This window comes from Mesorhizobium sp. WSM3859 (genome assembly GCF_002295065.1).
Lineage (GTDB): Bacteria > Pseudomonadota > Alphaproteobacteria > Rhizobiales > Rhizobiaceae > Mesorhizobium.
In genome coordinates this window covers 170,678-184,125 of record NZ_NSGG01000016.1, presented here as the reverse complement: position 1 = coordinate 184,125, position 13,448 = coordinate 170,678, and the positions used below count along the sequence as shown (strand labels likewise).

The 13,448-nt window shown below is 60.0% G+C and carries 14 protein-coding genes and 1 pseudogene; 4 read left to right on the top strand and 11 right to left on the bottom strand.

Translation table 11 applies throughout. The features are described from left to right. The 3 genes from CK230_RS27415 to CK230_RS27405 form a co-directional block, all read left to right on the top strand. A partial coding sequence (locus CK230_RS27415; protein WP_280952572.1) for a TCP-1/cpn60 chaperonin family protein occupies positions 1–327 on the top strand: 327 nt, incomplete at its 5' end. Positions 328–925: 598 nt separating this feature from the next. Then, positions 926–1,342, top strand: a complete 417-nt coding sequence (locus CK230_RS32780; protein WP_141246115.1) for a hypothetical protein — start codon at positions 926–928, stop codon at positions 1,340–1,342. Then, positions 1,339–1,860: a hypothetical protein gene (locus CK230_RS27405; protein WP_095795890.1), complete on the top strand. Its 522-nt coding sequence runs from the start codon at positions 1,339–1,341 to the stop codon at positions 1,858–1,860. The genes CK230_RS32780 and CK230_RS27405 overlap by 4 nt, the downstream gene beginning before the upstream one ends. A 201-nt stretch (positions 1,861–2,061) precedes the next feature. Here CK230_RS27405 and ccoS read toward each other — a convergent pair. The 8 genes and pseudogenes from ccoS to ccoN all read right to left on the bottom strand — a co-directional run. Beyond that, positions 2,062–2,211: pseudogene (gene ccoS, locus CK230_RS27400) on the bottom strand (cbb3-type cytochrome oxidase assembly protein CcoS); the annotation flags it as partial. Next, entirely contained in the window at positions 2,208–4,487 is a 2,280-nt protein-coding gene (locus tag CK230_RS27395; RefSeq protein WP_095795891.1) for a cation-translocating P-type ATPase, read from the bottom strand. The pseudogene ccoS and the gene CK230_RS27395, both read right to left, overlap by 4 nt. Continuing rightward, complete coding sequence (locus tag CK230_RS27390; protein ID WP_095781068.1) at positions 4,484–4,981, bottom strand: FixH family protein; 498 nt, start codon at positions 4,979–4,981, stop codon at positions 4,484–4,486. Before CK230_RS27390 ends, CK230_RS27395 begins: the two co-directional genes overlap by 4 nt. Beyond that, positions 4,978–6,537, bottom strand: coding sequence for a cytochrome c oxidase accessory protein CcoG (gene ccoG, locus CK230_RS27385; RefSeq protein ID WP_095795892.1), 1,560 nt, complete (start codon positions 6,535–6,537; stop codon positions 4,978–4,980). Before ccoG ends, CK230_RS27390 begins: the two co-directional genes overlap by 4 nt. A gap of 203 nt (positions 6,538–6,740) precedes the next feature. Continuing rightward, positions 6,741–7,604, bottom strand: coding sequence for a cytochrome-c oxidase, cbb3-type subunit III (ccoP, locus tag CK230_RS27380; RefSeq protein ID WP_095795893.1), 864 nt, complete (start codon positions 7,602–7,604; stop codon positions 6,741–6,743). Further along, positions 7,601–7,756, bottom strand: a complete 156-nt coding sequence (locus tag CK230_RS27375) for a CcoQ/FixQ family Cbb3-type cytochrome c oxidase assembly chaperone (RefSeq protein WP_067002678.1) — start codon at positions 7,754–7,756, stop codon at positions 7,601–7,603. The genes ccoP and CK230_RS27375 overlap by 4 nt, the downstream gene beginning before the upstream one ends. Positions 7,757–7,766: 10 nt before the next feature. Then, on the bottom strand, positions 7,767–8,498 hold the full coding sequence (gene ccoO / locus CK230_RS27370) for a cytochrome-c oxidase, cbb3-type subunit II (RefSeq protein WP_067002680.1): 732 nt from the start codon (positions 8,496–8,498) through the stop codon (positions 7,767–7,769). An 11-nt stretch (positions 8,499–8,509) separates the two neighbouring features. Continuing rightward, positions 8,510–10,120, bottom strand: coding sequence for a cytochrome-c oxidase, cbb3-type subunit I (gene ccoN / locus CK230_RS27365; protein ID WP_095795894.1), 1,611 nt, complete (start codon positions 10,118–10,120; stop codon positions 8,510–8,512). An 86-nt stretch (positions 10,121–10,206) separates the two neighbouring features. Here ccoN and CK230_RS27360 point away from each other — a divergent pair, with 86 nt between their 5' ends. After that, complete coding sequence (locus tag CK230_RS27360; RefSeq protein ID WP_095795895.1) at positions 10,207–10,782, top strand: hemerythrin domain-containing protein; 576 nt, start codon at positions 10,207–10,209, stop codon at positions 10,780–10,782. On the opposite strand, the gene CK230_RS27355 is transcribed toward CK230_RS27360, so the two are convergent. From CK230_RS27355 to CK230_RS27345, 3 genes are all read right to left on the bottom strand, one after another. Next, positions 10,779–11,537, bottom strand: coding sequence for a Crp/Fnr family transcriptional regulator (locus CK230_RS27355; protein WP_095781063.1), 759 nt, complete (start codon positions 11,535–11,537; stop codon positions 10,779–10,781). The two genes, CK230_RS27360 and CK230_RS27355, sit on opposite strands and share 4 nt — an antisense overlap. Positions 11,538–11,940: 403 nt before the next feature. Further along, positions 11,941–12,213 carry a DUF2274 domain-containing protein gene (locus CK230_RS27350; RefSeq protein WP_067325698.1) on the bottom strand — a complete coding sequence of 91 codons (273 nt, stop codon included), beginning with the start codon at positions 12,211–12,213 and terminating at the stop codon, positions 11,941–11,943. Positions 12,214–12,226: 13 nt separating this feature from the next. Beyond that, positions 12,227–13,444 (bottom strand): TrbI/VirB10 family protein, encoded by a 1,218-nt coding sequence (locus CK230_RS27345; protein ID WP_095795896.1) that lies wholly within the window; start codon positions 13,442–13,444, stop codon positions 12,227–12,229. Positions 13,445–13,448 lie beyond the last annotated feature (4 nt).

Sequence of the window (13,448 nt, the reverse complement as noted above, 5' to 3'; positions counted from 1 at the left end):
CGCGCGCTGCAGTCCCCGGCCCGCCAGATCGCGGCCAACGCCGGTGCTGAAGCCTCGATCGTTGCTGGCAAGATCCTTGAGAACAAGGGCGCGACCTTCGGCTACAACGCCCAGACCGGCGAGTATGGCGACATGATCGTCATGGGCATCGTCGACCCGGTCAAGGTCGTGCGCACCGCTCTCCAGGACGCGGCCTCGGTCGCCGGCCTGCTCGTCACCACCGAAGCCATGATCGCCGAGGCTCCGAAGAAGGAGTCGGCTGGCGGCGGCATGCCTGGTGGCATGCCCGGCGGCGGCATGGGTGGTATGGGGGGTATGGATTTCTAAGGTCCACGCACCTCAACAATGTCGAGGGGCGGCAGCGATGCCGCCCTTTTCTTTGACGCGGAGCCAAGCCCGATCGCCCATCCACAAAGGCTACATACGGCGGCACTTTCACATCCAAAAGACTAACGCCCTCCAATGCGAAGTAGCTTGAGAAACCCTCTCGCGCTAAATTGTCATTCCTCAGCCTCACGACCATCTCAATGGCAGATGATTTCAACGCCATTCTATTTGGTCATTCAGTCGAAATTTACGGGAAGACCGAGGAGACGGTCATCTCTGCGGGAAACCCACTACAGACGGTAGGCTCACCATAGACGAAATTGCGCTGGTGGGCAGAATTCCGACATTGATCGGCAACAGTCTCTCCGGCGGCGCCTCGTGCGAAGGATCGCCCTTCGTCGTATCGTTTCCAACCAACAGGAACCCTCGCATTGACGGGCCAATCGAGGGCAGCGACTGCGCGTTGGTAACCCGTTAGGTTGAAGATACTGTGATTACATTTTCCATTGCCCCAAGCGCCGGAAGGGTTGGCAAAGCATGGGTGTGGACGCCATCAGCCGGGCTTACCGAGGGGCCGTCCGTCGAAATGCGACCAGACATGGATAAGGGCTTTGCAACCCTATGTGAACGCGCCATCAAACATCCGTCGGAACTTCTCCTACGGCGAAGTGGCCGCGCTATCAGTGACCTACTCGGAACCGACCTTAAGGCAAACCGCGAAACGCTCGACGAGGCTGGTTCCGGCAAATTCGTCTGCGACGACTATGTCGGAACGGCTTGCACCCCCCATATGTGCGGCCTTCAGGAGGCAATGGTTTTCGTGTCCGCAAAAGAGCATCGTATCTATGCGGCCTTGAAACCGGATCAAAAGAAGATTGAGGTCTGGCCACCTCTGCATGATTGGCCAGAAAGGCTCGGCCGAACTGGAAGCGTGGGCAAAAAAATGGATGTAGCTGCAGGCCACACTGATCGCGATCTTTTGACCGAGCATGAATTCGAGACGAATCTGAAATGATGATCTTGCAGCAGCGATATTCGGTTGCCTTTACAATCGCGGCTTGCCTCGTTGGCGGTTCAGTGTTGGCCCAATCAGCTATCGAGCATCACCTCTGGCAAGATAAGCGCAAATTCGAACCGTATAGCCGCACTGCAAAGTCAATCACCGGGGCGATACGGCTCTCGGGAAATCCAGATTTCGCCACCCCGGGCAGCAAGATGGCGATCACATTCGGAAACGGCAAAAAGATAGGTCTGACCTCGGTGGGCGCTTCTTGGCGTCAGTGGGACGAAACGGACGATAAGAAATCGACCGCGGAAGTCTTCAAATTGTCGCGGGATCCGGGTGCTCTCAAAAACGGCAACACGCTTTGCGGCGATCCGAAATCTGACCTCGCCCAATACGTCGTGTTTCTCGAAAGATCGTCGTTTGGAGACTCTCCGCTGCTTGGAATGGCCGTTTTTGGATCGAAAGAAGTCCCACACGACATCAATAGCCAAAGTCTCTGCGGTACTTTCAGCTATTCTACCGACTAATCTGGGAGATCCGGGATTCGGTCGCCCGAGGCAAATATCGACTAGGGGGAATAGGTGATGCAAGAAGCGCGAACAGAGGGACTTGGTCTAGCCCGATTTGTTTTTGGTCTGGTCTAGCTTCAGCCCGGTTTTCCTACTATGGGCCGTGCGTGGCGTTGCACCCATTTCCGATCTAACGTCGGGACAGCGATCTGGCTCAGCGTCCGGCTTGTCGTCCTGGTCGATGAGGATGCGCTCAACGGCTCCATCAAGATCCTCATATTGGCCACTTCTCAACGCCCATAGAAAGCCAGACAGCCCCAGTGCGCCAAAAAATAGGGCGACTGGTATAAGGTAGACGAGTGTCGTCATGACGGCCGCGCTGATGAGCGAATGCCAGAACGCGTTGCCGAAGAAGCCCTTGTCAGCTCGGCGAGCATAAAGCCCTGCAGCCGCAGCGCGTTTCCGATCACCAGCAGCGATGAGGCGGACATCGCGACCGCCGCGATCAACGGTGTGACGTGGCCGAGGATGGCGATCGGAACGGCAACGGCGTTGTAGATGATCGCGATAGCTATGTTCTGACGGATCAGCCGCCCTGCCTTCCGCGAGACGTCCAGCGCAAGAGGTACCGCCGAAAGGCTTTCACGCAGGAACACGAAATCGGCGGCGGTGCGGCCGACATCGGCGGCGGTGGCTGGAGCGATCGAGACGTGCGCCGCGCCCAGCGCTGGGCTGTCGTTGAGCCCGTCGCCCACCATCAGAACCTTGTGGCCGGCCTTGGTCAGCACTTCGATCCGCTTAGCCTTCCCGGACGGCAGCAGCGCCGAAGCAAAACGGTCGATGCCCAATATTCTTGCGACATCGCCACAGGCGTCTGCGGTATCGCCCGACAGCATTTCGACCGAGACCCCGGCATCGTTCAACTGCGCCAAGGCGGCCCCGGCATCGGGCCGCAACGCATCCTCGAAAACGAAGGATGCGACAATGCCCCCGTCTTTCGTCAGGACTGTTCCGCCATGCCCGCTTTCGCCATCGGTTCGGGCCTTCCATCCAGCCCATCCGCGCCGGCCCAGCCGCCAGATACTTCCGGCGACAGTGGCTTCGATTCCAAACCCCGGATGCTCTGTGACGGCATCGAACTTATGCTGCCCGCCAGCAGCGGCAAAACCGGCTATGGCCTTTGAAAACGGATGACGCGAATGCGCGGCCATATCGGCGGCGATTGCCAGCACGGCCGGATCGATCGACGACGCATTGACGAGGCGGGGCTGTCCGAGCGTGAGTGTTCCGGTCTTGTCGAACACCGCCGTATCCATCGTCGCCAGGCGCTCCATTGCCGAACCGTCCTTGACCATGATGCCGCTTTCGAACAGACGTCGCGCCGCGACCACCTGCACGATTGGCACGGCGAGGCCGAGCGCACACGGGCACGTGATGATGAGAACGGCAATTGCAATCGTCATGGCCAGGTGCCAGTCGCCGACCGCAACCATCCAACCGATGAATGTTATTAAGGCTGTGAGATGGATCACCGGCGCATAGAGGGCGGAGACACGATCGGCGATGCGTCGATAGGGCGAGCGGCCGCCCTCCGCCGCCTCCATCAACCGAACCATTTCCGCCAGGAACGAGTCGTTCGCGGCGGCTGTCGCCTCGATCGTCAGGGAGCCGGTAAGGTTGAGTACGCCAGCCTGCACGGGTACGCCTGGCGCCACGGTTCTGGGCGTGCTTTCGCCGGAGACCAGGGAGCAGTCGAGATCCGACGATCCCCGAATGATCTTTCCGTCGACAGGAATCCTTTCGCCCGCTGCGATGAGCAGCTGCATTCCCGGTTCGATCTCGAAAACAGGCAGGTAGTCGCGCGCGCCGTCGCTGCGCAGCACCATGGCACCACGCGTCGCCAGCTGCGACAGGCCGTTTACGGCGGTCCGGGCACGCTCGCGCATGACGTGATCCAGCGTACGGCCGATTAACAGGAAGAACAGCAGCGATACCGACGCGTCAAAATAGGCGTGATCGCCATGATTGATCGTCTCATAGAGGCTCATGGCGTAGGCGAGCGACACCCCGACCGCGATCGGCACGTCCATGTTCATGCTGCCGTGGCGCAGCGCGTTCCAGGCCGAGCGGAAGAAAATGCCGCCGGCGAAGGCAAGCGCCGGGATGGCGATCAGCGCCGAGACCCAGTGGAACAAGTCGCGGGTCGCGCCTTCGGCGCCGGACCAGACCGAGACCGAAAGCAGCATGATGTTGCCCGCCGCAAAACCAGCAACCGAGACCGCGCGGATCAGTTCGGATAGCGTCTTGTTCTTGTCGCCGACCTCGGGGTCGAACAGATGCACTTGGTAGCCTAGCCGCCCAAGCGCGAGGACGAACGGTGGCACCTCGTCACCACCCCACCTGACCGAGACCCTTTTCATCGACAGGTTGACGCGGGCGCTCTCGACGCGATCGAGCTTTGCCAACGCGGTCTCGATCCTCTGGATGCAGGCTGCGCAATGAACCGTCGGAACTGAAAGGTCGGTCTGGCGAAGACCATCGCCAACCAAGCGGCTCGCCAACCTGATCTCCTGGCCAGACGGCAGGACCGATGTGGTACCGGTCAGATCCAGCGCCAGTTCCGCGCCGGGTGAACAGCGGCTCATTGCAGCGCTCCTTGCGAAATCATGATCCGGCGAACGTCGCGATAGGGCTCCGCGAGACCGGCGTCGGCATCGACTTCAACGATCCAGACGCCATCCTTGGGCACGTCCCGTGCTGCAAACTCCTGAGCCGAAGCAAGGGCAAGAGTGACGGACTTGTCCTCGGCCTCATAAGCGGGATGACGAAACAGTATCTTCACGCCATGCAAGGGGACCGGCTTGCCGGTGGCATCGCTCAAGCTGTAGCGGACCTCACTCCGAGCGATCGTCAGGTTGCCGGTCCAGCCGAGTGCCGCCTGCGCGCGCCCTTCCTCGGCCTTTTTGTTGAATTGCTGACTGGCCACATAGGTGTTCTCGACGACAAGGCCGGTCCAGCTTTTGCTGGCGAGCGTCGCCATGGTCAGGTTGACGGCGATGACCACGCCGAAAAAGCCGAGAATGATGAGCAGCATGTGCCTGCCGGTGAACTCACGCGTCTTTTGCGTATTGGTGCTCATCTGGCGATCTCCGGTGCGTTGAAGGTGGCCGTGTATTCGTCCGATTCGAAGTTCGCCTTGTCCTCGACCCGGAACTTGAAGGTTTGTGCAGCATGCCGCACTTCACCCGCTGGCTGGCGCACGAAAACCTTCAGCATCTTCAGCCGGTCGGGTTCGACCGCGATGCCGAAGAAGCGATCTGCCGGCAGATCACTGCCGACGACGCTCATTTCGGCTCCCTGCAAGCCCTGCATCGCGACAATGATTGTCCTTGGCTCGGGGATCATGTTGAGCAGCTTGACGGTATAGCCATTGCGGATCGAACCGTCGGACAGCGTGACAAACTGTGGATTGCGGTCATGCAGCACGTTCAGTTCGAGCCGATCGCGCGTCAGCAGCGAATAGAGCAGGCCCAGCCCGATCAGCGACCACAGGCCCATGTAGACGTAGGTGCGCGGCCGAAAGATCTTGCGAATGTGAAAATACGCCGCCTGATCGCAGAAGGTGCCGACAGCAGTCCTGACCAGCGACGGATTGATCGAACTGGAGCCGCCTGCTGTCGCCAGCATCATGTTGGCGTTGTAGTGGAAGAGCGTCGCGTAGGAGATCAGCCCACGCTCCTTGCCGAGCTTGTCCATGACGCCGTCGCAGGCGTCGACACACAGCGCGCAGGTAATGCATTCGAGCTGCTGGCCGTCGCGAATGTCGATCCCCATCGGGCACACCGCGACGCAGGCATTGCAATCGACGCAGTCGCCGACCCGCTGCCCCGCCGCATGGGCCTTCTTGGCGTGCCTCGAACGAGGTTCGCCCCGCCAGTCGTTGTAGGTCACGGTGAGCGAATTCTCGTCGAGCATGGCAGCCTGGATGCGCGGCCATGGGCACATGTAGGTGCAGACTTGCTCGCGCATCAGCCCGCCGAACGTGTAGGTGGTCGCCGTCAGCACCGCGATGGTGACGTAGGCGACCGGAGCGGCAGTGCCAGTGAATACCTCGCTGATCAGCGTCGGCGCGTCGGCGAAATAGAAGATCCAGGCGCCGCCGGTGGCTACCGCTATGACCAGCCAGATGGCGTGCTTCGATACGCGCAGTACCAGTTTGCGCGCCGTCCATGGGCCGGCGTCGAGTTTCATGCGGGCGTTGCGATCGCCTTCGATCGCCCGCTCCACCACCAGGAAAAGGTCGACCCATACGGTCTGCGGGCAGGTATAGCCGCACCAGGCGCGGCCAACGGTTGACGTGATCAGGAAGAGGCCGATGCCGGCCATTATCAGAAGGCCGGCGACATAGTAGAATTCCTGCGGCCATATCTCGATGAAGAAGAAGTAGAAGCGGCGGTTGGCAAGATCGATCAGCACGGCCTGATCAGGAGCAAACGGACCTCGATCCCAGCGCAGCCAGGGTGTCAGATAGTAGATGCCCAGCGTGATCGCCATCACCAGCCACTTGAAGCGGCGGAAGCTACCCGAGGCGCGCTTGGGGAAGATTTTCTTGCGCGGTGCATAGAGCGGCTGTTGTGTCTTGGCGGAGTTGACCGCTTTTGCCTCGAGCCGCTCCATCTGCGTTTTATCCAGCACGTGTATCTCCACTTGCCCGCGGCCTATGACATCGTTGTGCGACGGACTTGTCTGCTTCGACAGACGTCCGGTCTGCCGCTTCGCCGAATGGGGCCGCGCCGCCTTGCAGCAGGGTCAATCGCCGCATGCCGGAATGGTGTCGAGGCCCGGCAAAGCCGGGCCTCGTCGCTTGGCGGGGGAGGGCCGAGAATAGGCTTCCGTTCCTATTCTCCGCCGCCAAGCGAATGGACATAAACCGCAAGTTCCTTAACCTTGGTCTCGCCGAGACGCCCGATCCAGGCCGGCATGACGCCGTGCTTCGGCGCACGGACCTGGACGGCGACGGCTGTCTCGCCCGACCCGTAGAGCCAGATCGCGTCGGTCAGGTCGGGTGCGCCGAGTTCCCTGTTGCCTTTCGCTTTGTCGCCGTGACAGGAGACGCAGTTTTCGGCGAAGATCTTGGCGCCGGGTTGAATCAGAGTTGCATCGCGGACCTTGCCAGACAGGCTGGCAACGTAGGCGCTCACCTGTGCGATCTGATCGGCGGTGATGATATCGCCGAAGGCCGGCATTTCCGACAGGCGCGTGTCCGGATCTGACGCGAAGCGGATGCCGTGCGCGATCGTTTGCTGGATCTGCTCGGCCGTGCCGCCCCACAGCCAGTCATCGTCGTTCAGGTTTGGAAAACCCTTCGACCCTTGGGCGCCGGAGCCATGGCACTGCGTGCAGTTGACCTTGAATGCGGCGCCGCCGGCCGCGACCGCGAATTCGCGCAAGGCATAGTCCGAGGCGATTTCAGAGAGGCTTTTCGACTCTACCGCCGCGGCGTATTTGCCTTTCGCCGCTTCCGCCGCCGCCAGCTCATTCTTGACATCGTTGCGGCTGGAATATCCAAGCACACCCTTGGTTGCGGAAGACAGCATGGGCCAAGCCGGATAGGCAATTGTATAAGCTACCGCCCAACCGACGGTGATGTAGAAGGTTATCACCCACCATCGGGGCAATGGGTTGTTGAGCTCCCTTATCCCGTCCCATTCATGACCGGTCGTCGAGATGCCCGAGACTTCGTCGATGTGCTCGTCGCTCATGATCGGTCGCCCTTGAGTGGAATCTGGGCGGCTTGCTCGGCCTGTGTTTTGCCGCCGGGACGCAAGGCAAAGGCAATGCTGCCGACGAAGAAGAGCGACATGGCAAGCAGACCCCAGCTGTCCGCGAATTCCCGCATCAAATCATAGCTCATTGCGCCCCCCTCAGCGGTAGCCGGCTGCATCGTCATAGGTCTTGAAATCGACCAGTGTTCCCAGCATTTGCAGATAGGCGACGAGGGCATCCATCTCGGTCACCTGCTGCGGATTGCCGTCCAGATCGCCGACCTTGGCTTTCGGATAGCGTTTCTCGAGGCCGGAGCTATCGGCATTCGGGTCGGCCTGGGCCATTAGATCGGTATTGGCGTGCGCGATCATGTCATCGGAGTACGGGACGCCAACACGCGCGTTCGCAACCAGATGCGTCGAGAAGTCCTTCACCTCGATCGGAGCGTCCTTCAGGAAGGCATAGCGAGGCATGATAGATTCCGGCACCACCGAACGTGGATCCACAAGGTGCTGAACGTGCCATTCGTTGGAGTAGCGGTTGCCGACTCGTGCAAGGTCAGGGCCGGTGCGCTTCGAGCCCCACTGGAAGGGGTGGTCGTACATGGACTCAGCCGCCAGGCTGTAGTGGCCGTAGCGTTCGACCTCGTCCCGGAAAGGCCTGATCATCTGGCTGTGGCAGAGGTAGCAGCCCTCGCGCACATAGATGTTGCGTCCTGCGAGTTCGAGCGGCGAGTAGGGGCGCATGCCCTCGACCTTCTCGATCGTGTTGTCGAGATAGAACAGCGGTGCGATTTCGACTATGCCGCCGACGGTCACGACAAGAAGAGAGCCAACGAGAAGAAGCGTGGCGTTCTTCTCGATGATCGCGTGTTTGTCCGTCAAGCCCATTGTCTGGCTCCCTATTCGGCAGGCCGGAGGGCGGGCTCGGAACCCGGCATTGGTTGCTCTTCACGCTGGTATCCGAGGATGGTCATAGCGATGTTCCAGGCCATGATCATGGCGCCGGAGAGGTACATCGCACCGCCGATGGCGCGCATGACGTAGTAGGGGTGCATGGCGGAGACGGTTTCGGCGAAGGAGTAGACCAGGAACCCCTGCTCGTCGTATTCGCGCCACATCAGGCCCTGCATGATGCCGGACACCCACATCACCGCGGCGTAGACGACGATCCCCAGAGTCGCCAGCCAGAAGTGCCAGGTGACGAGCCGTATCGAATAGAGCCGGTCACGGTTCCACAGTTTCGGCACCATGTAGTAGATCGCGCCGAACGAGATCATGCCGACCCAGCCGAGCGCACCTGAGTGGACATGGCCAATGGTCCAGTCCGTGTAGTGCGATAGCGAATTGACCGTCTTGATCGACATAATCGGTCCCTCGAAGGTCGACATGCCGTAGAAGGCGACTGCCATCACCATCATGCGGATGATCGGATCGGTGCGCAGCTTGTCCCAGGCGCCTGACAGCGTCATCAGGCCGTTGATCATGCCGCCCCATGACGGCATCCACAGCATGATCGAGAATGCCATGCCGAGCGTCTGCGCCCAGTCGGGTAAGGCGGTGTAATGCAGGTGGTGCGGGCCGGCCCAGATGTAGAGAAAAATGATCGCCCAGAAGTGGATGATCGACAGCCGGTAGGAATAGACCGGCCGGCTAGCCTGCTTGGGCACGAAATAATACATCATGCCAAGGAAGCCGGCCGTCAGGAAGAAGCCGACCGCATTGTGGCCATACCACCATTGCGTCAAGGCGTCCTGGACGCCGGAGAAGGCGGAGTAGCTCTTCGAGCCGAGGAAAGAGGCCGGCATCGACAGGTTGTTGACCACATGCAGCATCGCGATGGTTACGATGAAGGATAGATAGAACCAGTTGGCCACGTAGATATGCGGTTCCTTGCGCTTCAGGATGGTGCCGAGGAACAGGATGAGATAGGCGATCCAGACGATGGTCAGCCACAGGTCCACATACCATTCGGGTTCGGCGTATTCCCGGCTCTCGGTGATGCCGAACAGGTAGCCGGTCGCGGCCATGACGATGAACAGCTGGTAACCCCAGAACACAAACCAGGCCAGATTGCCGCCAAACAGCCGGGCGCGGCAGGTGCGCTGGACAACATAGAGCGATGTGCAAAGCAGCGCGTTGCCGCCGAAGGCGAAGACGACTCCCGATGTGTGCAGCGGACGCAAACGGCCGAAATTGAACCAGGGTGGGATGTTAAGGTCGGGGAAGGCGAGTTGAAGCGCGATAATGACGCCGACCAGCATGCCGACGACACCCCAAAACACCGTTGCGATGGCCCCGTAGCGGAGCGGACCATCCATGTAGGCGGAGGGGTCGATCGGCCCCACGGGCTTGAAATCCCAATTGCGCAGCAAGATCGCGATGAAGCCAGTCAGTGCGAAGAACAAAACCCACATGTGCTGGCGAAAGGGTCCTTCTACGCCGAAGCCGGCAGCCACCAGCGCCGCAAAGGCAAACAGGCTTAAAAGGACGATCTCCGTGCCGAATTTCATGACATGTCCCTGACCAGGATTCCAATGCGCGGACGCTAAATCCGCGGTGCATTAATTCCCCAGTTGCCGCCTGCTCGCCCTGATCCATGTCAGAGCCGCACGATTTTGCTTCGGGCAGCATCGAGTTCGGTGAATCAGAAGGTGGCGATTTGAACAAGGAAACGCAGCACGGGCCACCCCACTCATGGACAAGTGCAGCTTCCTCGCGTCGGGCCGGTACAGAGGCGATTCCGGGCGAGGTCATGAAGCGTGCCCATCGGGAAAAGCTGAATCTCTGCGACTCGCTGGAAAGCATTGCCGATGCACTGCCGAACGTCGACCGCCTCAAATGTCTTGGAACGGCCAAGAAAATCGTTCCGCTGCTCCGTGACATTCATGGGTTTGAGGAGACGGTGATTTTCCCTGCGTATGAGGCGCACTTGACGCCGGCCGAGGCCAAACTTGCCTCTACCAGCCGGTTGCGCGTCGAGCACCTTGAGGATCAATGCTTCGCTAGCGAGGTGGCCGAAACGCTCCTAGCGATAGGTCATGGTAATCCGATAGAGAGCCCGGAAGCTGTCGGGTTCATGCTACGAGGCTTCTTCGAAGGCTTGCGGCGACACGTCGCTTTCGAACGCGAGCACGTCCTGCCGCGGATCGCAATAAGCGACGTAGGCGCTTAGGTCTCAAAGGCCGGTTGCCGCGAGCCTCGGCCGCCGCAGCGCTGCTCCAGCCGGCTCATGCTGTCCACCGTTACATGGCGGTTGTTCTTGATCCGGATCACGCCGTCAGCCCGCAATCGCGTAAGCTGGCGGCTCACGGTCTCGTTCGTCAGTCCAAGGAAATCAGAGATGTCGGCACGTGTCAGCGGCAGATCGAAGCATGAGGACCTAGCCGCCGGGTCGATACTGGAATCCATATTCTGGGCGATCATGAGGAGAAAGCTCGCCACCTTCTCGGGTGCGGTCTTGCGCCCGAGAGTCACCATCCATTCAAGTGCCTCATCGAGTTCGTTCAGCGTCTGCTTGAGCAAGCGAAGCTGGAGTTCCGGTGATTCCTTCATTATCCGTTCAACGGCCGCCTTCGGAAACGAGCACAGCGAGACGGAGGTTGCCGCTTCCACATTGATCGTGCTTTTCACCTTGAAGGGCCGGCCCAGAAAATCCGGTGCGAACCGAAGACCGACAATCTGCTGGCGGCCGTCCGAAAGGCACTTCGTCAGCTTCACAACGCCTGAAAGCATGTTTGAATAGCTGTCGACAGCCGCGGCGTCGGCGATCAGTTCGACCCCCGGCTCGATTTTGTGCCGCGACGAAGTCTTGGCGAGCCCAACCAAATGGTTTCGATCGAGCGCACCACAGATCCCGCGATGCCGTGCGGCGCAAGACAGGCAAAGAACGGGAATGCCGGAACTGTGAATGTCCTGCTGTACTGTCATTACGCTCGCGCCATCGATCCCAAGTTTCGGCAGGATAGCAAGCGATGGCAGAGAAATCCTTGCGGCAGTTTGTCCATGCTGGAGGCTGACCGAAATCAGGGCTTTGACTCTTCGACGAGTCCAGACTTCCGGCGAGGCAAAAACGACGGACCACCAAATGAGACCGGAATTAGCTGCCAGGCTTGGCGAGACATATGGCGCCACTTTATGATCCTGTGACGACGCGTATTTCCCAAAGGGGGTCGCATGGCAGAGGGCCGGCCGGAACCTGCAGGCAGGGCTCCACTTTGTATCCGCCTAAGGAGGTTGGATTGTTCGGCCCATTCTTTCACTGACCAGCGACGCACCCCATTACGGCTCTGCTACTCAGCGCTGCGGCTTGCCCATTGACCAAACTTTATAATTATTCGGAACCTGAACCTGACACGCGTCGCGATTTCTCTGACATGCCGGCGGCAGGCAAGCTTTCCTTTCTGGCCTTGGCAAACGCGCGATCGCCTTCCAAGAACCCGACCAGCATGAATGGAATGAGCTCAGCTACTGTCTCAGACTCATTGTAGGTCTGACGGTAAAGCGCCGCGTAGTCCTTCAGTGCTTGGCTGAGGCCCGCGCTGACGGTGATGGTGATCTTGGAAGGCGTCCGGTCCGGAAGCTTTCCTAATTTCAGGTTCGCCATGAGCGGCTCCTATTCAATTTGTGTATGGTCGTAGCACGATGTCCTTGTGCACGATGACGCGGAGCGGCCAACCAGGACGGACGGTGATTGTCGGCTGAATATTGAGGTTTTTTTCGGTGATGCGCTGGCCAGCTTGACTGACGTTCTGCTGAGTGGATTCGCGGATTGCCTTGAGCAGATCGCTTTCGTTGTCCCCGAAGCTCAACTCGGTGCCGACGCCCAGCAGCGTGGCTAGAGCAACTCCCTTGATCAGCTGCCAAGTGTGGAAATCCACCTGGTCCTCCAGCCCTGCATAGCCGGCAGTATCTGTCGCTGGCAGATTGTCGATTTCAATCGATGACCCGTTGGGCATCACAATGCGCTGCCAGACTAGCAACGCGCGCTTCTGTCCAAAAGCGACGACACTGTCATAGGTGCCGATGAGCCGCGAGCCCTGCGGGATGAGCAAGGTGCTGCCGGTGACGGTGTCGTGCACATTCTCGGTAACCTGTGCAACCACGAGGCCAGGCAGGTCGGAATTGATGCCGGTGATGAGGCTTGCGGCGATCACGCTGCCGGCCATCAGCTGATAAGGCGAAGCCGGAGTCTGCAGCGTGTGCGGATTGTAGATCCCATTTGTGCTCTGCTGGCTGACAAAGTCGAGCTTGCGCTGCTGATTGTTCTGATCACCCTCAGCCGGTGCAACGGAAGCCCTTGCGTCTCCCGCATCGGGTTGTGCAAGTGGTGCTTCAAACGGCGGCCGCGCTCCCTGCGTATTGTCGGCGACCTTCGTTTCCCTGGGCCGGTTCTCGATCCGGAACATGACTTGCGACTCACGTGCCTCGATCGCCTGCTGGGCAAGCCGCTGCTCCTCGGCGGAAGCCTCCTGCCCCGGGGCGATGCCAAGCTGTCGCTGGCGTTCAAGGATGGGGCGGCCGAGATCGCCGGGCAGAGGTGGCCCAAGCACGGGAGGCTTCGGCTTCAATACGGAATAGTCCTTGGGAAGCGTTTCAAGTCCCTCCGCGGTTGGCTTACGTTCGGTGTTGTAGAGGTCTTCCGCCCGCTCTTTGATACGCAACGCCGGCCCCTGAAGCGCTATCATCGTGACGCCTAGAATTGCGCCGGATCCAACTGCAACGATAGCGACGATCACGCCGCGCCTGAACCGCACGGCGCGCCGGGGAGAAGCCCGCAACTGCAGCTGCTCGGGGTCGAGTTTCGGCGGTGCATCTGGTCGGGAAGTATCGGTCATGAGC